The following is an 18395-nucleotide window of genomic DNA, read 5'->3' as shown; positions in this document are numbered from 1 at the left end:
GGCGGTTGGGCTGAGTACCTGGCGTGACCACGAGCTCCGGGCGGAGGAGCGTCCTGATGGTGACGATGGACGGCCGGCAGGGCGCGGACCGGGTGAATCTGATCAATCCGCGCCGTGTGCTGCCGGTGCACTACGACGATCACGGCGTCTTCAGCTCTCCGCTCGCCGACTTCCGCGACCACGTCGAACGCAGCGGTCAGGGGAGCCGGGGCACCTACTTGGCCAGGGGCGAAAGCTGCGAGTTGTCCGAACGGCCGTGAGCGTGGTGCGCTCAGTCGTGCTGCTCTTCGGCGAGGCCGAGCGCCTGGGCGACGCCTTCCATGTTCTGGTAGGTGCGATCGGGCAGCGACCGGATGGCGGAGAGCACCTCGTCGGGCGCCGACTGGGATCTCGCCCGCTTCAGCAACGTCTCGCGGTCGGCCGGAAAAACATGTGTGCCGCTGATCCACCTGGCCAGGTCGCTTCGGCTGTCCACCTCTTGGGCGCTCAACCCTTCGGGTGATCCTGGCTGGTGTGCGTGATTGACGCCCAGACTTTGCCCGCTATCGTCTCTGTCTCGTTCCATCTGCTGTTCCTTTCGTGCGTCGTGGCAGGGGCATACCCGCCTTGCACTGGGCAAACATCAGGGGAAACCGACTCGAAGATCTTCGCTGTCAGGGGCGGGAAGGCCGGGTGAGCGGGGTCGGGCCCAAAACCCCGCCGCGATCGGCACCTTGGACAGGTGTCCCCTGCCCGCCGCGTTATCGCCCGGGGCCGAGGAGACCTGGCCGGCCTACTCGTACGGCTCGTCGGGGGTCTCGATTCTTGTGAGGCTCTTGCCGGTGAGCTGGGGGTGGACGACTCCGGCGGGCATCTTCTTGAACGTCTGGGGGATCCAGGTGCCCGTGACCTCGATCCACGTGTCGGCGGGCGGTGCCTGCAATCCCCTGACGGTGACCTTCAGCGGGAACGCGTCCGCGGCGCAGCAGGCGAGCTGCATGCGGGTGACGTACCACTGTCCCTTTTTCTTCGCGGGGACGACGAAACCGGTCAGTCTGACCTCACGCCCGGTGAGGGACTTCTTGTCGTCGTCCCAGGCTCGGCCGATGAACTCACCGATCGGCATGTCCACCGGGCCGTCGCCGGCCAGCGGGGGGAAGGCGCTCAGGGGCTGGTCGCGGGGCGGCGGGGTGTCATCCCGGGAGGCGGCGAACGAGCCCAGCGCGGGGGGTGCGATCAGGAAGATCGCGAACACCGGCAGGCACAGCAGCCACGCGACCCGGGGCCCGCCGTGCGGGTGCCCGTGCGTGTTTTCGCCGGGCCGGTCGTGCTCGTCCGAGTGGTGCGGTGCGAGAGGGCGCCCATCGGTCCTGCCCTCCGTGCCCTTCTTCGCCCCCGCGGCCTGGAGCAGCCCGATGACGCCGAGGACCACCAGTACCGTACCGGCGCCGATGAGAAACGGCCGGAAGCCGGGTTTGACGTAGTTGAGATAGGTCGTGGAGAACGCCGAGATCTGTAGCACCGCGCAACCCAGCAGGGTCAGGACGAGGTTCTGGGTGACACGGTTCATAAGGATTCGCGAGTTCCTTTCGCCAGGCCGAGCCTGGGCCGGCGGTCTTTCGAAGACCGTGAGGACATCACAGCAGCAACCATCCGAAAAGCGTGCTGACCAGGACGGCGAGCGCGAAGGTCAGCGGGACGAACCTGGCTGTGAAAGCGCCACCGAACGTGCCGGCCTGCAGCGCGATCAGTTTCAGGTCGACCATCGGCCCGACCACCAGGAAGGCCAGCTTCGCGGTGGGGGAGAACGCGGTCATCGAGGCCGCCACGAACGCGTCGGCCTCCGAGCAGATCGACAGCAACACCGCCAGCAGCGCCATGACCAGAATGGCCAGCCACGGCACCTCGGCGACCGCGGCCAGCCACTCGCGGGGAACGGCGACGTTCAGCGTGGCCGCGGCCAGCCCGCCGACGATGAGGAACCCGCCCGCGTGCAGCAGGTCGTGTCGCATCGCCTCGCCGAACCGCGTCCATCCCGGGCCCTCGCCGTGCGGGCGGGAGGGAACGCGCAGCCACTGGCTGCGGCCGAATCTCAGCCAGAGCCAGCCGACCAGCACCGCCACGGTCAGCGACGCCCCGAACCTGGCCAGCACCATCAGCGGCTGCCCGGGAAAGGCGACGGCGGTCGCGACCAGCACGATCGGGTTGATCGCGGGAGAGGCGAGCAGGAATGCCAGTGCGGCGGCCGGGGTCACCCCCCGGGCCATCAATCCCGAGGCGACCGGGACCGAGGCGCACTCGCACCCCGGCAACACCGCTCCCGCCGCCCCCGCGACCGGCACCGCGATGGCCGGATTCCTCGGCAGCGCCCTGGTCCAGAACGACGCCGGGACGAACGCCGTGATCGCCGCCGACAGCGCCACCCCGAAGACCAGGAACGGCAGCGCCTGCACGCAGATCGCCACGAAGATCGTGGCCCACGTCTGCAGCGCGGGCGCGGTCAGGTGCGGTGCCAACGTGAACCGGCCCACCGCCAGCAACACGATGACGAGCATGAACCCCCATGGCAGAGCGCTTCTCGCGGAGCGAGAACGCCCCCAGGAGTCAGGTGGGACCGGGCTGTCGTCGTCGGTCCACTCCCTCGGCGGACCGGTTCGGAGCTCAGACATGCGCCCTATCGTGTCAGGTCATCACATTGTTCCTGACAAGATCTTGATCTTTGAGCACGGCGGGGCGCGGAGCCGTCGGGCTGCCTTCTTTCCGCCTCTGTCCACGGAACTCACGTCTGTGGTAGTAAAGAAAGTGACTAATCATATTCATGACTATCTGGGAGAAGCCATGGCCACCGCGGACCGCTTCCGCGCCGCTGTCGACAGCCGCGATCTCACCGCTCTGGACGACCTGTTCACCGAGGACGTCCGGCTCTACAGCCCGGTGAAGTTCAGTCCCTTCGAGGGCAGGCCGATGGTGCTGGGGCTTTTCGGGGTCCTCATGCGTACCTTCGAGGACTTCCGCTACATCGGGCACTTCGACGGCACCGCCGAGACCTGCGCCGACGGTACCGAGGCCCCGTCGGTGGTCCTGCTCTTCCGGGCCACCGTGAACGGCAAGCAGATTCACGGCATCGACCTGTTGCATCTCGACCACGAGGAGCGGATCAAGGAGTTCACCGTGATGGTCCGCCCGCAGTCCGCGGTGCACACCCTGGGCGAGGTGGTCCTCGCCGGTCTGGTCGCCGACGGCCTCGTCCCGGCCCCGGCCGATCACTAGCCCGGCGAGCTGGAGCCGGCCGACGCGCGGGCCGCACCTCGTACCACCTGTTCCATCGCCCAGGCCGTGTTCGAGGCGGTCAGGTGTCGGCGGTCGAGCAGGGTGGCGAGGATCGTGGGCCACGAGGGGTGACGGAGCCGGGGGCGCGGGACGGGCCGGCGGGCGGCAGGGACGCGGTCATGGGTGGTCCTCATCTGTGAGGGCTGCCGCGATGAGACCGCTGTTGTCCCGACATGACGACGGCCGCCTCATCGAGGCGGCCGGTGGGTTCGTGCAGGAGCAGGGGCCGCCTAACAGGCGGGCCGCCAACTGCTCAAGCGCGTGATCATGCCGGAGATCGTAACAGACGGACGCACGCGGTTGGAGAGGTCTTCTCCCCGCCGGAGCGCTCCGAGGTTCGTCCCGCCGTTGTCGGTGGGCCGGTCTACCGTGGGCGGGCACAGGAACCCAGCGTGAGTAAGGGAGACCATGACCACCCTCGTGAACCGGCCGAACACCGCGCTCCTCGTCGTCGACGTACAGAACGGTGTCGTCGTGGGAGCTCACGAACGCGACGCGGTCGTCGCGAACATCGGCAGCCTTGTCGAGAAGGCGCGGCGGGAAGGGGTTCCCGTCGTCTGGATCCAGCACTCCGACGAGCAGCTTGCGAGAGGGAGCGACGACTGGCGGATCGTTCCCGAGCTGACTCCGGGCGATGCCGAGCCGCTTGTCGAGAAGAATTACGGCGACTCCTTCGAAGACACCGCTCTTGAGGCCGTGCTGTCGGGCCTCGGGGTCGGGCGACTCGTCGTCGTCGGCGCACAGACCGACTGGTGCATCCGCTCGACGCTCCACGGCGCGTTCGCCAGGGGCTACGACACGGCCCTTGTCGGCGACGCCCACACGACGGAGGATCAGACGGCATGGGGGGCGCCGCCGCCGGACCGGGTCATCGCGCACACGAACCTGTACTGGACCCACCAGGCGGCGCCGGGACGGACGGCCGGAACGGTCGAGACCAAGGATGTCGACTTCGGCGGCACCTCCTGAGGCCTGTGCGTCGCGGACCGGGTCCGTCCGCGAGCCGAGCGGTCAGGAGCCGGGCGACATCGCCGGGCCGATGCGATCGGCGGGGACGGGGAGGAGGCCGGGGCCTGCCGGCCGGCGCGTAACCGCCCGACACGGCGCCGGCCACTGCGGCGGAGGGCATCCGGCAGGCCGCGGATGGTGATCCGTTCCTGGTCATCTCGGCCCGGGGGGTGTCACCGGCTCCGGCGGACACCCCAGATGAGCAGGTACAGAACAGCGGCGACGATCGCCCACGCCACGAGCGCGATCCCCATCGCCACGAGCGTGGGGATCCGGGTGGCGAGCGCCCAGACGCACAGGGCGAAAGCGATCATGCCGACCGCGCCGAGCACCGCGCCACGGGCATCGTTGGAGGCCGGAATCCGGCTGTGCTCCTCGTCCTGGATCAGGGTGAGGGTGGCGGCCAGAACCGCTGGAAAGGCGAGGAAGACCCCGCCCGTGACCGGTCCCCAGTGGTTTCCCACCAGGCCGGCGGCCACGGAGACGGCCGCCCCGAAGGCGAAGCGCAGCGCCATCCCCGGCAGCGTGACCCTGCGCAGCTTGGAAGGCTGGATCCGCATTCTGCGTGGGGCGCTCATGCGATCAGCAGCCGGCCTGCCGTCGCGACGGCCGCCCATACCGCGATCGCGGCCGCCGAGCCGGCGAGGGCTCCCAGACGCCGAACCAGAGGCACCGCCGAGGCGCAGTACGCCACCAGCGCCACCGATCCGACGATCATTCCCAGCGCGGAGTCCGCGACCTGCCGGCTGCCCATGAACAGCAGGGTCACGGTCATTCCCGCCAGGGCGACGGCCGGCCCCGCGGCGAAGATGCCGGCGAACCGCTTCGGGCTCACCATCTCGCCGATCAGGGCGAAGGCCATGACGAGCAGGCCACCGGACAGCCCGCGCAGGGCGATCGTCCACACCTGGCTCATACGTGCTCGCCCCTCTCACACCGGAGTCGTTGACGGAACGGCTTCTCACGTCATCACGCTGCCCTATGGTCGTGGCCGCTGACCAGGACCGACACCCCTCGGGTGTACCTGGTGGCAGCTGATGGGACTACTGGTTGCGGATGAGGTCCAGCAGCGCCGTGTGGGTCTCCTGGTCGGCCGCCACGATGAGCCCGCCCGTGCCGGTATGCGGCGGCCGGCCGTCGAGGCCGGTCAGCACACAGCCGGCGGCACGGCACAACGCGATCCCGGCGGCGAAGTGCACGCTGTCATGGAGCCGGCCGTCGGTGACGTAGGCGGCTCGCCGGCCGGCGGCCACCCAGGCCACCGCCAGGGTGGTGGAGACGACGCGCGGGCGGAACCGCTCGGCGAATCCCGGATCGGCGAGCAGGGCGGCGGCACGGAAGGCGGGTGAGTTCGGGAACGGCGGGTCGAGGTTGACGTCCACCAGCCGCGAATCCGGCGACGGCTTGAGCGGCTCGTCCACACCGCCGCGGCGGATGTGGGCGCGGACGCCGTCGGTCCAGAACACTTCGTCGGTGAACGGGTCGGCCGAGGCCGCCACCGTGATGTCCGAGCCCAGGCGCAGGGCGACGTTCACCGCCACCAGCATGGTGCGCGCGGCGTAGTTCAGCGTGCCGCACAGTGGGTCGACCAGCCACATGCGCTCCGCCCCCGCCGGGCCCGTAGACCCGCTCTCCTCGCCGGTCACGGCATCACCGGGCCGGGCGGCGCGAATGACGTCAAGGACGGCCTGCTCCGCCGCCACGTCGGCGGTCGTGGCGAAGTCACCGCCGGATTTCTCCAGGCGCGTCAGTGGTGCGCCGAACATGGCGCGCACGACGGCTGCTCCCGCCTGCGCCGCCGTACAGGACAGCTCAACGTCAGTGATCGGCATGATCCGCAGGGTACGCGAGCCGGGAGGCGGTGACGAAGGAGCGTGTCGGGCCGTTATCCGGACGATCCCGAACTCGAAGGGCGGTCTTGATGACGCGATCGCGTACCGTCCCCGTCAGGTGTCGATCGAGGCCGTCGCCGCTGCGGCGGCTTGCCGGAGTGCGTGGCGGCATGCCCTGATGGCGGGGTGCCGGCTGCGACCTCGGCGTACCGCGGTGAAGATGCGGCGTGTGCGCTGGCCACGGGGAAGTTGCCGCAGTGTGACGGTCGGGGACTGTCCGATCCATACGAGGTCGGGAAGCAGGGCGACGGCGTGGCCTTGTTCGACGAGGCGAAGGTGGATCAGGAGGTCGGTGGTCTCGAACCGTACATCGGGCTCGAAACCGGCGTTCCGGCACAGGGTCATGGCCCAGTGGCGGGCGGTCGTACCCTCGGGTTCCATGGCCCAGGGACGGTCGGCGAGTGAGCGCAGCGACGCCGTGGGACCGTCCGCGTCGTCGGCCGGTTCGGGCAGCGCGAGGCGGAGGGAGTCGTCGAGCAGGTCTTCCTGCTCCAGTTCGGCGGGCCGGGGGTTGGGGTTGCCCGGGTATTCCTCGGCGATGACCAGGTCGAAGTCGCGGGCCTGAAGCGCGGGCAGGGCCGTTTCCGGTGGCATCTGTGTGACATGGGGCCGAAGGCCGGGGTGGAGATCGCGCAGGATGCTCAGTGCGCCGGGTATCAGGGCGAGGGTGGCGGTCTGGAACGAGGCGATGCGCAGGGTCCCGGTCAGATCGGTCAGTGAGGCGGCGATGTCCGCCTCGGCGCGCTCCAGGCGTTTCAGCACCGCTTCGGTATGCGCGACGAGGATCTCTGCCTGCTCGGTCAGCCGCACGCGTCGCCCGATCGGCTCCAGTAGCCGGACGCCGACCTCCGCCTCCAGTTGGGAGAGCTGCTGGGAGACAGAGGAGGGGCTGTAGGAGAGGGCGGCGGCGACGGCTGCGAGGGTGCCGCGGTGCTTGAGTTCGCGCAGCAGACGTAGTCGGTGCAGGTCGAACATCGGCGAGCCTTCGATCGGTCGGATTCTCCGACGAATATAGGTCGGAAACATCCGCTGGACCGATTGGAGGGTGTGTCGCACGCTGGCTGCGATGTCTGAGACCGCTTCTTCCGTCCGTACGCCGCCGTGGTTCGCGCGGCCCGCCGCCAGGTTCTGGACCTGTGCGCCCGCCCCCGCTGAGGTGCGGGACTTCCATGCCTCCCTGTTCGAGTACGCCCCTACCTCGCTGGTCGAACTTCCCCGGCTTGCCGCCGAACTGGGGGTCGGGCGGGTCTTCGTCAAGGATGAGTCGTCTCGTCTGGGGCTGCCCGCCTTCAAGGTGCTGGGCGCGTCCTGGGCGGTGCACCGTGCCCTTGCCGAGCGGGCGCGGCACGGTGGGGCGGGTCCGGTCACGTTGGTGACCGCAACCGACGGCAACCATGGCCGCGCTGTGGCTCGTATGGCACGTCTGCTCGGCCAGCGCGCCCGCGTCTTCATCCCGGGAGGCGTTCATCCGAAGGCTGTGGCGGCCATCGCCGCCGAGCAGGCCGAGGTCGTTCAGGTCGCGGGCTCGTATGACGAGGCGGTGCGCCGGGCGGCCGGGGCGGCCGGGGCGCCGGATACGGTTCTGGTCCAGGACACCGCCTGGCCGGGCTATGAGCAGATCCCCGGCTGGATCGTCGAGGGCTATTCCACCCTCTGTGCCGAAATCGACGAGCAGCTGACGGTGGCCGGAGCGGGGATGCCCGATCTTGTCGCCATCCCGGTGGGCGTGGGCTCGCTGGCCCAGGCCGTCGTCACCCACTACCGCAGTCGTCCGGCGGGGCCGCCTCCGGCGTTGTTGTCGGTGGAACCCATGGCCGCCCCCTGTGTCATCGAGAGCCTCCTACGTGGCGAACCGGTCAGCGTCACCACAGGTGAGACCATCATGGCCGGGCTGAACTGCGGCACACCCTCCGCTATCGCCTGGCCTCACCTGCGTGGCGGGCTGGATGCCGCCGTGGCCATCGCCGATGCCGACAGTGCCCGCGCGGCCGGTGACCTCGCCGCCCTCGGTGTCTCCTGTGGCCCCTGCGGTGCGGCCTCGCTCGCCGGCGTCCGCGCCGTGCTCACCGGCGACGGCGCCGGCGAGCGCCGCACCACGCTGGGTCTTGGCCCGGTCTCGACGGTGGTGTTGCTGTGCACCGAGGGCAGCGCGGCCAATCCGCATGCCTCTGCGGGGGGCTGAACTCATCTGTGCGGCGATGCTGTACGACATCGCCATCGAACGCCGCGTCCGCGATGACTTGTCGAGGCGGTGGCGTCAGGAAGCGGCGCGGCGCCGGGTGTGACCTGCGGTGACCACGCAGGCGGCCTACGTGACACCGGCGACGGACACCTGCGGAAGCCATGTGTCCGGCAATCCCTTGGACCCCGGCTCCCAGAGGGCATGTGGGTGTAGCGGGTGAGGTTGTAGGTGCGCTCGGCCCAGCTCCGTGGCGGCCGGCTCAGGTCGGCGGGGAACAGGGCGAGGGCCGTGCGGACGTCCACTATCCGGGTTCATATCCCCGCAGGCCAGGGTCGCTTTCCAGGCGCATGCGCAGCCGCTGCACGTCCCGGGGTCATTCTCGGGGGCGGTCGGGACCGCCGAGGAAGGTGCGGCAGTAGCTGCGCATGGCGATCTTGACTTCGATGATCATCTCGGCGCGGGCGGGTTCGGTCTCGTCCTCGACCAGGCGCAGGAGCTGGTCGCCGATGCTGTTGGTGATGCGGGCGCCCATGGGGGTCAGGCGCAGCGCCCCGCCCGAGGCGCTTTCCAGCAGGTCGGTGATGGTGCGGTAGATGTAGTCATTGACCTCGCGGCCGGCCTCCTTGGCCACGGCCGTCAGCCGGTTGTTCAGCCACAGCTCGCGCACGGACGGGCGGCCGTAGAAGTCGGCGTAGGTGTCGACGACGGCGTCCACCACCGACTCCCAGTCGGGGTAGGAGCGGCCCGCCAGGGCGTCGACCAGCTCTCCCGCGCTCTGGAAGTAGCGCAGCCCGAGGGCTTCCAGGACTGCTTCGCCACCCTCGAAGTAGTGGTAGAAGGCCCCGACTGTGACGCCCGCGCGCTCGACGATCGGCCACGGGGTGGCCACGAGTGCCTCGTAGCCCATCTCGCCGAGCAGTTCGTCCGCGGCGTCCAGGATGGCGCGGACCTTGGCCTTGCTGCGCTCCTGGGCCGGAGCGCGGCGCATCGCCGACGCCAGGTCGATCAGCGGGCTGTGGGTCACGTCATGTCCTCCGGGGTCCGGACCACTTTAGCGGCCGAGATGGCGGCCCAGGCGCGTCGCGATCTTCCGGTCTGGTCACCTGCGAAGACGACCCTTGACGGCCGGAACTCTCATGCCCCAGACTATCCAAAATCAAAATAGAGTCCATTTCGATTTAGGAGGCGCCACCCGTGCCCGCACCCACCGCGATCTCCATCCCCGACTGGTCGACGCCGCTGTATCATCCGGCCCCCCACCACTTCCGGGACTGCACCCGCGTGATGCTGCTCTGCGGCGTGGAGGAGGGCGTCACGCGGCGCCTGTTGCCCGAGCCGCTGGAGCCCGTCGGCGACTTCGTCGTCGTGAGCTGGCTGCTCATCGGCGACGTGGACGGCTACAAGGGCTCCCACAACGTCGCGTTCAACGTGCCGTGCCGCTTCGAGGAGCACGTCGGCAAGTTCTGCTCGCTCGAGTACATCGACATCGACATGGGCCTGGCCGCCGGGCGCGAGATGTGGCCGTGGCCCAAGAAGGGCGGCGAGTTCACCTGGGAGCAGACCCCCGGAGGCCTCACCCTCGAATGCCGCCGCCACGGCGACGTCCTCGTCCGCTCGGAGATCACCGTGACGGGCGAGCCAGCCGGCGCCTGGCCCGCCGAGCTGAACGTCCCGGACATGGGCCAGTGCAACCTCCAGGTGCGGCTCCTGGCGCAGGACCACGCCTCCGAGCCGGAGATCGCGCAGGTCATCCGGGTCGACTACCCCAACAGCGTTCTGCATGGCAGCCTCCGCGCCGAAGGTACCCTCACGCTTACGGACGGACCCCGTGACCCCTTCGGCCCGCTCGGTGACATCCGCGTCCTCGCCGCCCGCCTGGACACCCAGGAGTTCGACTTCGACCTCGGCCAGGTCGTCGGCTCCCGGCGGATCTGACCCTTTCCCCCTCAGCCACAGGAGAAGAACCATGTCGGTCATCACCTCCCGGGCCGCGGGCCTGCTCGGCGTCACGGCCCTGGGCCTCGGACTGCTCACCGCCTGCGGCGGCTCGGATTCCAGTACGGCCGCCGACGGCGCGCCGTCCTACGGTGAGTGCAAGGTCAGCGGCGCCTACGGCTCCCACAAGCTGACGACCGTCGACTCCGGCGTCCTCACCATCCAGGCAGCCCTGCCCGCCCCGGGCGACTACAACGGCGATACCCCGCAGGACGTCAAGAGCGGCTACTCCTACTGCCTGGCCGCCGAGATCGCCCACCGGGCCGGCATCCCGCGCCTGGAACTGAAGAACGTCTCGTTCGACGCCTTGGTCAGCGGCCGGACCAAGGACTACGACCTTACGATCTACCAGCTCTACAAGACGCCCGAGCGCGAGAAGGTCGCCGACTTCACCGACCCGTACCTCAACGTCAAGAGCGGCGTGCTCGTACGGTCAGACAGCACCCTGGACGCAACGACGATCAAGGATGCCAAAATCGGCATCCTGCTCGGCTCCGTCCAGGACAGGTTCGTCAACGAGCAGCTCAAGCCCGCCCAACAGGCGAAGCAGTACCAGTCGATCAACGACATGATCACTGCCCTGCGGGCCCGCCAGATCGACGCCGTCATCCTCGACACCACCCTGGTCATGCTCAACGCCCAGCAGATCGGCGACGCGGTCAAGGTGATCGGCCAGTACCCGATCGGCGGCGACGCGGCGATCATGCTGCCCAAGGGCTCGGCGAACACCGCCGGGGTCAGCGCGATCGTGGGCGAGATGAAGGCCGACGGCACCCTGGACCGGGTCTTCAAGGAGCAGTTCGAGTCCTTCCTCGGCGGCGACCCCGACGACCTGCCCGAGTGGTCGGTGTCGTGACGGCCGTCGAAGCGCCGGCCGGCGCCAGGAAGCCCGTGCCACCGCCGCGCTCCCGGCCGCTGAACATCGCGGCCTGGGGCGGCGCCGCGCTGACGGTCGCGGTCACGGCCGCGGTGGTGACCAGCGCCGTCCGCCACCTCGCCGCCGGATCCGTGATCGTCCTGGCGGTCGCCGCGGTGGCGGCCGTCCTCATGGGGATTCCCGCCTGGAAGGGGCTGCGCGGTTCCGCCGCGTCCGCCCGGGCGCTCTCAAGCGGGAAGATCACCGACGCGCGCCGGGACGCCGCCGCCTCCCGTGAGTCGTCCTGGACGGCGCTGGGCGTCGCCGGGTTCTGCCTGTGCGTCACGGCGCTGGTCTTCTTCCTCACCGTCAGCGACGGGGTCGTCCGTGAGACGTTCCTGCGCTGGGACCTGATGAGGACGAGCTTCGCCGAGACGGCCAAGGCCCTCTGGTACAACGTGCTCATCGCCCTCGTCGCCGAGGCGCTGGTGCTGGTGATCGGCCTGTTGCTGGCGCTCGCCCGGCTTGCGCCGGGCCGGGGCGGGCGCCCGCTGCGGCTGCTGGCCATCGCCTACATCGACCTGTTTCGCGGCCTGCCCGCCATCGTGGTGATCTACCTCGTCGGCTTCGGCATCCCGCTGGCCGGGATTCCGGTGATCAGCGACGCTCCCCCCGTCGTCTACGCGATCGTGGCGCTGACCCTCACCTACAGCGCCTACAACGCCGAGCTGTACCGCTCGGCGATCGAGTCGATCCACCCCAGCCAGGAGTCGGCGGCGCTGTCGCTCGGCCTGTCCCGCGCGCACACGCTGCGGTACGTGATCCTGCCGCAGGCCGTCCGGCGGATCGTCCCGCCGCTGCTCGGCGCGTTCGTCGCGCTGCAGAAGGACACCGCGCTGGTGAACGTCGTCGGCATCATCGACGCGTTCGCCCAGGCCAAGATCTACTCCGCCAACTACTACAACCTGTCCTCGGTCACCATCGTCTGCCTGCTGTTCGTGGTCATCACCATCCCGCAGACCCGGTTCGTGGACTACCTGCTGGCCCGCGGCGGAAGGAAGGCCTCATGAGCCCGCTCATCGAGCTGCGCGGCGTCACCAAGTCCTACGGCGACCACACGGTACTGCGCGGTGTCGACCTGGACGTCGCCGCGCACGAGGTGATCAGCCTGATCGGGGCGTCCGGGTGCGGCAAGTCCACGCTGCTGCGGTGCGTCAACGGCCTGGAGACCATCGACAGCGGCGAGATCGCCGTGGACGGCGACGTGGTGTCCGGGCCCGGCGTCGACCTGGTCCGCCTCCGGCGGCAGGTCGGCATGGTCTTCCAGTCCTACAACCTCTTCCCGCACATGACCGTCCTGCAGAACGCCGTCCTCGCGCCGGTGAAGACGGGGCTGTGCTCCAAGGAGGAGGCCGAGGACCGGGCCATGGCCATGCTGGGCAGGGTCGGGCTGGCCGACAGGGCCGGCTCCTATCCCGACCAGATGTCCGGCGGCCAGCAGCAGCGTGCGGCGATCGCCCGCACGATGCTGATGAGCCCCCGCATCCTGCTGCTGGACGAGATCACCTCCGCGCTCGACCCGGAGCTGGTCATCGAGGTCCTCAACATCGTCCGGGACCTCGCCGAGAGCGGGATGACCATGCTGCTCACCACCCACGAGATGGGGTTCGCCCGCGAGATCTCGGACCGGATCTGCTTCCTGCACGGCGGCGGCATCCTGGAGCAGGGCCCGCCGGCCCAGATCTTCGACGCCCCCGCCCGACAGCGCACCCGCGACTTCCTGCGCAAGGTGTCCCTGGCAGGACGCCTGTAACGGACACGGCCCCGCAGTACTGCGGGGCGCTGTGCGCCGCGCCGTAGGCAAGAAGAAGGACGTCCTGGATGCCGAGCGGGGCGGACAGTCCTTCCACCTTGTCGTGTAACACCGCGTCACCGCAGGCCGGGGGCGGGTTCGTTGGATTCCGCCGCACTGCTACCGGGACCCTGTCGAGTTCCGCTGCCCCGTTTTACCGTCTTCGGGCCCAAGGATTATCCTAGGAGCCCTAGTTTATTCCTAGTAATCCTAAGGGAAGGGCGGTGTGGCATGGCGCGGGCCGGGTTGACGGCGGACCGGGTGACGCTGGTGGGCGCCGAGCTGGCGGACGAGGTCGGGCTCGACCATGTGACCATGTCGGCGGTGGCGCGGCGGCTGGGGGTGAAGGATGCGAGCCTGTATGTGCACGTACGCGGCTTGGAGGACCTGCGCGGGCGGATCGCGCTGCTGGCGGCGGACGAGAAGACCATCGGCATCGCGGAGGCCACCGCCGGACGAGCCGGCAAGGACGCGCTGGTGGCGTTCGCGAACGCATGGCGGGCGTACGCCCATGAACATCCGGGCCGGTACACCGCGACGCAGATCCCGACGCAGATCGATCCCGAGCTCGCGGCCCGGGCACCCGGGCCGCGACGTGCGGTCGAGCTGACCTACAGCATGTTGCGCGCCTACGCGCTGGCCGAGCCCGACTTGACCGACGCGGTCCGGCTGGTGCGCAGCGCACTGCACGGCTTCGTCAGCCTCGAGGCCGCCGGTGGTTTCGCGCACGCGCGTCCGGCGGAGGCCTCCTGGGTCCGCTGCCTCGACGCCCTGCACGCCCTCCTGGAGCGCTGGCCCACACCCCGTGAAGGAGACCCCTCATGACCGAACCGACTCTCGGCCGCCTGCGCGTGGACGGCGCCACCCTGCACTACGAGGTGCGCGGGAGAGGCCCCCTCCTGCTGCTGATCCCCGGCGGCACGGGCGGCGCGGCCTCCTTTGACGGCGTCGCCGATGACCTGGCCGCCGATTACACGGTCGCCTCCTATGATCCGCGCGGCCTGTCCCGCAGTCCGTTGGACGCCCCGGAAGCCGCTCAGCGGGTCGCACAGCACGCTGACGACGGGTTCCGGCTGCTGGAGCTGCTGTCGCCGGGCAAGCCTGCCCTCGTGGCCGGCTGTAGTTCGGGGGCGATCGTCGCGCTGCACCTGCTCACCAGCCATCCCGAGCGGATCGAACGCGTCGTGGCGCACGAGCCGCCGCTGGTGGGGGTGCTGCCGGACGCGGCCGAGCACCACGCGCTGCTCGCCCGTGTCCAAGACACGCTCCGCCGGGACGGGCTGATGCCCGCGGCGGCCGAGTTCGCAGCCGGCCTCAGGCGGCCCGGTGCCGATCCCGTCGACGCCCGGGCGGTCACCGAGCTGCCGCCGCAGGCGGCGGCGCGAGCCGAGCGGACGATGGCGGACATGTCATACTTCCTCGGGCGTATCGTGCCGAGCTTCATGGCCTATGTCCCGGACATGGATCGCCTGGCGGCCCTGTCGGACCGGCTCGTACTCGCGGGCGGAGCGGACTCGCGCGGTGAACTGCCCTACCGTCCCGCCGCCTTCCTGGCCGAGCGGTACGGCACGGAGCTCGTCCACTTCCCCGGCGGGCACACGGGCCTCAGCACGCACCCCGCCGAGTTCGGTGAGCTGCTCCGCAAGGTGCTGGACACCTAGAAAGCCGATCATCGGATCCTGGGCCCGCTACGTGAGCGGCAGGCCCGGACTGCTCGGGCGACCCCCGTCACAGGGCGAACAGGACGCCTGAGGCGGCGGTCTCCGACCGGTCCCGGGGCGCGCCTGCGTGCCCTTTCGCGTGGATGTGCCTTTGCGTGGAAGGGCACGCTTTCGGCCGCCTTCGAACACGACGCCTTGGCCCTGCCGGGCGCGACCGTCTCCCGTCCGGGCAGCGCCGACGCCGGCCGCGGATCAGTCGATCTGCATGACGACGGCCTTCGGCTCGGTGAAGAACTCCCGGCTGAAGGTGCCGCCCTCGCGCCCGACCCCTGAGTCGCCCGCTCCGCCGAACGGGGCGCGCAGGTCGCGGACGAAGAAGCAGTTCACCCAGACGGTCCCGGCCCGCAGACGGGCGGAGACGCGGTGCGCCCGGGACAGGTTCTCGGTGAACAGCATCGCGTTGAGCCCGTAGCGCGTGTCGTTCATCAGCGCCACGACCTCGTCCTCGGTGTCGAACGGCGTCACCGTGACGACCGGGCCGAAGATCTCCTCGCGCTGGTGGCGGCCGGTGGCGGGCATGCCGGTGATCACCGTGGGGCGGACGAACCAGCCGTCGCCGAGGCCGCCGGAGCGGACGGAGCCGCCCTCCTCGGCGACGGTCTCGACGTAGCCGCGTACCTTCCGGTAGTGGGTCTTCGAGGCCAGCGGGCCGAGTTGGGTGGAGTCCAGCTTGGGGTCGCCCAGGCGCATCGCCTCGGCCGCGGCGGTGAAGCGGGCGATGAACTCGTCGAACACCGGACGCTGGACGTACAGACGCGACCCCGCCAGGCACACCTGCCCGGCGTTGGTGAAGATCGCCTTGATGGACCAGCTCACCGCGTTGTCGAGGTCGGCGTCGGCGAAGACCGCGTTGCCGCCCTTGCCGCCGAGCTCCAGGCTGACCGGCACGAGGTGCCCCGCCGCCGCGGCCGAGATGACCCGGCCGGTCGCGGACTCGCCGGTGAAGGTGATCCGGTCGATCCCAGGGTGCTCGGTGAGCGCCTGCCCGGCGGAGTCCGGGCCGTAGCCGTGGACGACGTTGAGCACCCCGGGCGGCAGGCCCGCCTCCAGCGCGAGCCTGGCGAGGATGGTGGCGGAGGCGGGGGTGTCCTCGGCGGGTTTGAGCACGACCGTGTTGCCCCAGGCCAGCGCGGGCGCGATCTTCCAGGTCTCCAGCATCAGCGGGAAGTTCCACGGGGCGACGGCGGCGGCGACACCGACGGGCTCGTAGCGAGTGTAGGCGTGGTGGCCGGAGTCCATCGGCAGCGTCTCGGCCGTGGTCAGCCGGGCGTGGTCGGCGAAGAAGCGGAAGTTGTCGGCGGCACGGGGCACATCGTTGCCGCGGCTCTGGGTGATCGGCTTGCCCATGTCGCGAGTGTCGGCCAGGCCGAGCTCGTCGGCGTGTTCGAGGATGAGGTCGGCGAGGCGATGCAGCAGCCTGCCACGCTCGGCGCGGCCCATGCGCGGCCACGGTCCCTTGTCGAATGCCCGCCGCGCCGCCGCCACGGCCCGCTCCACCTCGGCCGCGCCGCCGAGCGCGACCTCTGCCCACGGCTCGCGGGTGTAGGGGTCGACGCTGGTGAACGTCTCGCCGCCGGAGGACTTCACCTCGGCGCCGTCGATCACGTGTCCGAAGAATTCCAAGTCAGTCACCTTTGTTGATCTCGTCGCGTTCGGCGAGCGTCTGGTCTCCGGCCGCCCAGTGGGTGCGCGGCACCTCGCGTACGATCACCCGGATGCTCTGGGCGGGGGCGCCGAGCGAGCGCTCGACGGCGGCGTGCACCTCGTGGATGAGCGCCCGGATCGCGCCGGGTTCGCGGCCCTCGGTCAAGGTCACCTCGACCAGCGGCATGTCACACCCCCGCCACGGAGTCGAGGTCGCTGAAGCGTACGGTCACCGACGAGCCGCGCCGGCGCGGCATAGCGTCGGTCGTCCCGCTCGTCAGCACGATCTGTACTCCGTTCATCATGCGATCGATCACCTTCCTGTGGCTGCCGTTTCGGCCGGGTGAGGCGCGGGGGAGCGGGCTCAGCCCTGGCCGAGCGGGCGGCGGATCTGGGGTTGGGTGTGGACGCGGCGCGTGGGGCCCTGCCACATGTCGATCGAGCCCGGCTCGGCCGGGTCGAAGTAGCGGGGCCGCCAGGCGTCCTCGTCGGTGATGAGCCGCACGCCCCAGGAATACTCGTACGTGATCCCCTCCGGCCCCTTGAAGTAGACGAAAACCGCCGTCGACTGCGGATGGCGGCCGGGGCCCATCTCGATCTCGACCCCGTTGGCCTCCAGGAAGTGATAGTTGCGCATCAACGCGTCGAGCGAGTCGATCTGGAAGTTGATGTGGCACAGTCCCGGCTGGCTGCCCTGGAACACGGCCAGTTTGTGGTGGACCTGGTCGATGCGCATGAGACAGGCCCAGTCGCCGATCCAGTCCGACACCCGGGCGTTGAACAGGCCGGACCAGAAGCGGTACGCCTCGCGCACGTCCGGGGCGTCCAGGCACAGGTGCCCGAACTCGGTGATGCCGGCCTCGCGTCCGTAGCGGACCGGTGCGGTCAGCGTCACCTGGTCGATCACCAGGTCGATGCGGTTGCCGAACGGGTCGTCGAACGACAGGAAGTCCCGGACCCGGCGCGAGTGGGCCTCCTTGGCGTCGCCCCGTACGACGGTGACGCCGGCCTTCTCCAACTCGGTCTCGGCGGCGGCGAGCGCGTCCTCGTCCCGGACGGTGAACCCGGAGCTGATGACTCCGGACTCCCCTTCGACCAGGGCGAGACAGTGGTGGCGCTGGTCGGCGCGTAGGTAGGCGACGCCGCCCTCCTGGGCGGTGAGCTCCAGGCCGACGATGTCCACGGCGAACCGCAGGGCGGTGTCCAGGTCGGCGGCGCCGGACCGGACGTAGGCGATGTCCTCGAGCTCGATCATGACAACTCCCGGAGATAGGACCAGATGCGGTTGGACAATTCGGATCGCACGGCCCGCCACGACTTCTGCTCGGCGGGCGTGAGGGGGGTGGGGGCGCCGGAGGCGGCGGCGGTGGCGTTCATGCGGGCGGAGGCCTCCAGCACCCACATGAGGGCGACGGCCTGGCCGGCGCTTTCGCCGACGGTCACGGCGCCGTTGCCCCGCATGATCACGGCAGGCGCCGCGCCCAGACGCTCGGCCAGCGCCCGCCCGCGCGCGCGGTCGCGTACCAGCGTCGCGTCGTCGAACACGGGCACCTCGGGCCCGAGGAACGCCCCTTGCCCGTGCAGCGGCAGAATCGGCACCCCCGCCGAGGCCAGAGCCGTGGCAGTGGGCGGCTGTGCCCGGCAGATCGCCCGCACGCCGGGTCGCGCCCGGGCGATCTCCAAATGGATCCACGCCTCGCGCGGCGTGCCGTCGGGCAGGTCGGTGGCATCCAGCGGGACCTCGGCGTGCTGTGTGTCAGGCCCGAGCGTCCCGAGCGGCACCGGAGGGGTCATCAGCAGCCGGTCGTCCCCGATTCGCAGTGACACGTGCCCGAACGCGGTGACCAGCCCAGCCGCTGCCAGCGCCCGTCCGGCGTCCGCCAGCTCTGTGTTCACACCAGTACCTCTCTGCCCGTGCGCATCTACAAAAACAGGC

General features: G+C 70.1%; 23 protein-coding genes. 10 read left to right on the top strand and 13 right to left on the bottom strand.

The window, feature by feature from the left end; translation table 11 throughout:
• The first annotated feature begins 56 nt into the window (after positions 1–56).
• Positions 57–260, top strand: a complete 204-nt coding sequence (locus ACFQVD_RS10195) for a hypothetical protein (RefSeq protein WP_343969591.1) — start codon at positions 57–59, stop codon at positions 258–260.
• Between the two features lie 11 nt (positions 261–271).
• Here ACFQVD_RS10195 and ACFQVD_RS10190 read toward each other — a convergent pair whose 3' ends face one another.
• The 3 genes from ACFQVD_RS10190 to ACFQVD_RS10180 form a co-directional block, all read right to left on the bottom strand.
• Positions 272–475 (bottom strand): DUF2795 domain-containing protein, encoded by a 204-nt coding sequence (locus ACFQVD_RS10190; RefSeq protein WP_343969594.1) that lies wholly within the window; start codon positions 473–475, stop codon positions 272–274.
• A 297-nt stretch (positions 476–772) separates the two neighbouring features.
• Positions 773–1549 carry a TIGR03943 family putative permease subunit gene (locus tag ACFQVD_RS10185; protein WP_343969597.1) on the bottom strand — a complete coding sequence of 259 codons (777 nt, stop codon included), beginning with the start codon at positions 1547–1549 and terminating at the stop codon, positions 773–775.
• Positions 1550–1616: 67 nt separating this feature from the next.
• Complete coding sequence (locus ACFQVD_RS10180) at positions 1617–2648, bottom strand: permease (protein WP_343969600.1); 1032 nt, start codon at positions 2646–2648, stop codon at positions 1617–1619.
• Between the two features lie 169 nt (positions 2649–2817).
• Between ACFQVD_RS10180 and ACFQVD_RS10175 the strand changes: the two genes are divergently transcribed.
• Entirely contained in the window at positions 2818–3249 is a 432-nt protein-coding gene (locus ACFQVD_RS10175; protein ID WP_343969603.1) for a nuclear transport factor 2 family protein, read from the top strand.
• Here ACFQVD_RS10175 and ACFQVD_RS10170 read toward each other — a convergent pair.
• Positions 3246–3443: a hypothetical protein gene (locus ACFQVD_RS10170; protein ID WP_343969607.1), complete on the bottom strand. Its 198-nt coding sequence runs from the start codon at positions 3441–3443 to the stop codon at positions 3246–3248. The two genes, ACFQVD_RS10175 and ACFQVD_RS10170, sit on opposite strands and share 4 nt — an antisense overlap.
• 274 nt (positions 3444–3717) lie before the next feature.
• On the opposite strand from ACFQVD_RS10170, the gene ACFQVD_RS10165 reads away from it, so the two are divergent.
• Entirely contained in the window at positions 3718–4278 is a 561-nt protein-coding gene (locus ACFQVD_RS10165) for an isochorismatase family protein (protein ID WP_343969610.1), read from the top strand.
• Between the two features lie 212 nt (positions 4279–4490).
• On the opposite strand, the gene ACFQVD_RS10160 is transcribed toward ACFQVD_RS10165, so the two are convergent.
• The 4 genes from ACFQVD_RS10160 to ACFQVD_RS10145 all read right to left on the bottom strand — a co-directional run bounded on the left by ACFQVD_RS10160 (position 4491) and on the right by ACFQVD_RS10145 (position 7184).
• Positions 4491–4895 carry a DUF3147 family protein gene (locus tag ACFQVD_RS10160; RefSeq protein ID WP_343969613.1) on the bottom strand — a complete coding sequence of 135 codons (405 nt, stop codon included), beginning with the start codon at positions 4893–4895 and terminating at the stop codon, positions 4491–4493.
• Entirely contained in the window at positions 4892–5233 is a 342-nt protein-coding gene (locus tag ACFQVD_RS10155) for a DUF3147 family protein (protein ID WP_343969616.1), read from the bottom strand. Before ACFQVD_RS10155 ends, ACFQVD_RS10160 begins: the two co-directional genes overlap by 4 nt.
• A gap of 127 nt (positions 5234–5360) precedes the next feature.
• Complete coding sequence (locus ACFQVD_RS10150) at positions 5361–6149, bottom strand: inositol monophosphatase family protein (protein WP_343969619.1); 789 nt, start codon at positions 6147–6149, stop codon at positions 5361–5363.
• Positions 6150–6263: 114 nt separating this feature from the next.
• The gene (locus tag ACFQVD_RS10145) at positions 6264–7184 is read right to left on the bottom strand and encodes a LysR family transcriptional regulator (protein ID WP_343969622.1); all 921 of its coding nucleotides are present in this window, start codon (positions 7182–7184) and stop codon (positions 6264–6266) included.
• Positions 7185–7275: 91 nt separating this feature from the next.
• Between ACFQVD_RS10145 and ACFQVD_RS10140 the strand changes: the two genes are divergently transcribed.
• A complete protein-coding gene (locus ACFQVD_RS10140; RefSeq protein WP_343969625.1) occupies positions 7276–8391 on the top strand; it encodes a diaminopropionate ammonia-lyase in 1116 nt (371 codons plus the stop codon).
• A gap of 373 nt (positions 8392–8764) precedes the next feature.
• Here ACFQVD_RS10140 and ACFQVD_RS10135 read toward each other — a convergent pair whose 3' ends face one another.
• A complete protein-coding gene (locus tag ACFQVD_RS10135) occupies positions 8765–9415 on the bottom strand; it encodes a TetR/AcrR family transcriptional regulator (RefSeq protein WP_343969628.1) in 651 nt (216 codons plus the stop codon).
• 170 nt (positions 9416–9585) lie between these two features.
• Between ACFQVD_RS10135 and ACFQVD_RS10130 the strand changes: the two genes are divergently transcribed.
• The 6 genes from ACFQVD_RS10130 (at position 9586) to ACFQVD_RS10105 (ending at position 14755) form a co-directional block, all read left to right on the top strand.
• Positions 9586–10326, top strand: a complete 741-nt coding sequence (locus tag ACFQVD_RS10130; RefSeq protein WP_343969631.1) for an acetoacetate decarboxylase family protein — start codon at positions 9586–9588, stop codon at positions 10324–10326.
• A 31-nt stretch (positions 10327–10357) separates the two neighbouring features.
• Positions 10358–11242, top strand: coding sequence for an ABC transporter substrate-binding protein (locus tag ACFQVD_RS10125; protein ID WP_343969634.1), 885 nt, complete (start codon positions 10358–10360; stop codon positions 11240–11242).
• Complete coding sequence (locus ACFQVD_RS10120; RefSeq protein WP_343969637.1) at positions 11239–12312, top strand: amino acid ABC transporter permease; 1074 nt, start codon at positions 11239–11241, stop codon at positions 12310–12312. The genes ACFQVD_RS10125 and ACFQVD_RS10120 overlap by 4 nt, the downstream gene beginning before the upstream one ends.
• On the top strand, positions 12309–13055 hold the full coding sequence (locus ACFQVD_RS10115; RefSeq protein ID WP_343969640.1) for an amino acid ABC transporter ATP-binding protein: 747 nt from the start codon (positions 12309–12311) through the stop codon (positions 13053–13055). The genes ACFQVD_RS10120 and ACFQVD_RS10115 overlap by 4 nt, the downstream gene beginning before the upstream one ends.
• A 270-nt stretch (positions 13056–13325) precedes the next feature.
• A complete protein-coding gene (locus tag ACFQVD_RS10110; RefSeq protein WP_343969644.1) occupies positions 13326–13919 on the top strand; it encodes a TetR/AcrR family transcriptional regulator in 594 nt (197 codons plus the stop codon).
• Positions 13916–14755 carry an alpha/beta fold hydrolase gene (locus ACFQVD_RS10105; protein ID WP_364155957.1) on the top strand — a complete coding sequence of 280 codons (840 nt, stop codon included), beginning with the start codon at positions 13916–13918 and terminating at the stop codon, positions 14753–14755. The genes ACFQVD_RS10110 and ACFQVD_RS10105 overlap by 4 nt, the downstream gene beginning before the upstream one ends.
• A gap of 252 nt (positions 14756–15007) precedes the next feature.
• On the opposite strand, the gene ACFQVD_RS10100 is transcribed toward ACFQVD_RS10105, so the two are convergent.
• The 4 genes from ACFQVD_RS10100 to ACFQVD_RS10085 all read right to left on the bottom strand — a co-directional run bounded on the left by ACFQVD_RS10100 (position 15008) and on the right by ACFQVD_RS10085 (position 18355).
• Complete coding sequence (locus tag ACFQVD_RS10100; RefSeq protein WP_343969650.1) at positions 15008–16447, bottom strand: aldehyde dehydrogenase; 1440 nt, start codon at positions 16445–16447, stop codon at positions 15008–15010.
• The gene (locus ACFQVD_RS10095) at positions 16440–16646 is read right to left on the bottom strand and encodes a tautomerase family protein (protein WP_343969653.1); all 207 of its coding nucleotides are present in this window, start codon (positions 16644–16646) and stop codon (positions 16440–16442) included. The genes ACFQVD_RS10100 and ACFQVD_RS10095 overlap by 8 nt, the downstream gene beginning before the upstream one ends.
• A gap of 177 nt (positions 16647–16823) precedes the next feature.
• A complete protein-coding gene (locus ACFQVD_RS10090; protein WP_343969656.1) occupies positions 16824–17714 on the bottom strand; it encodes a VOC family protein in 891 nt (296 codons plus the stop codon).
• Complete coding sequence (locus ACFQVD_RS10085) at positions 17711–18355, bottom strand: class II aldolase/adducin family protein (protein ID WP_343969659.1); 645 nt, start codon at positions 18353–18355, stop codon at positions 17711–17713. The genes ACFQVD_RS10090 and ACFQVD_RS10085 overlap by 4 nt, the downstream gene beginning before the upstream one ends.
• Positions 18356–18395: the final 40 nt, after the last annotated feature.

It is taken from the genome of Streptosporangium amethystogenes subsp. fukuiense (assembly GCF_042665875.1).
GTDB classification, from domain to species: domain Bacteria; phylum Actinomycetota; class Actinomycetes; order Streptosporangiales; family Streptosporangiaceae; genus Streptosporangium; species Streptosporangium fukuiense.
This window is presented reverse-complemented; position numbering and strand designations above follow the sequence as displayed.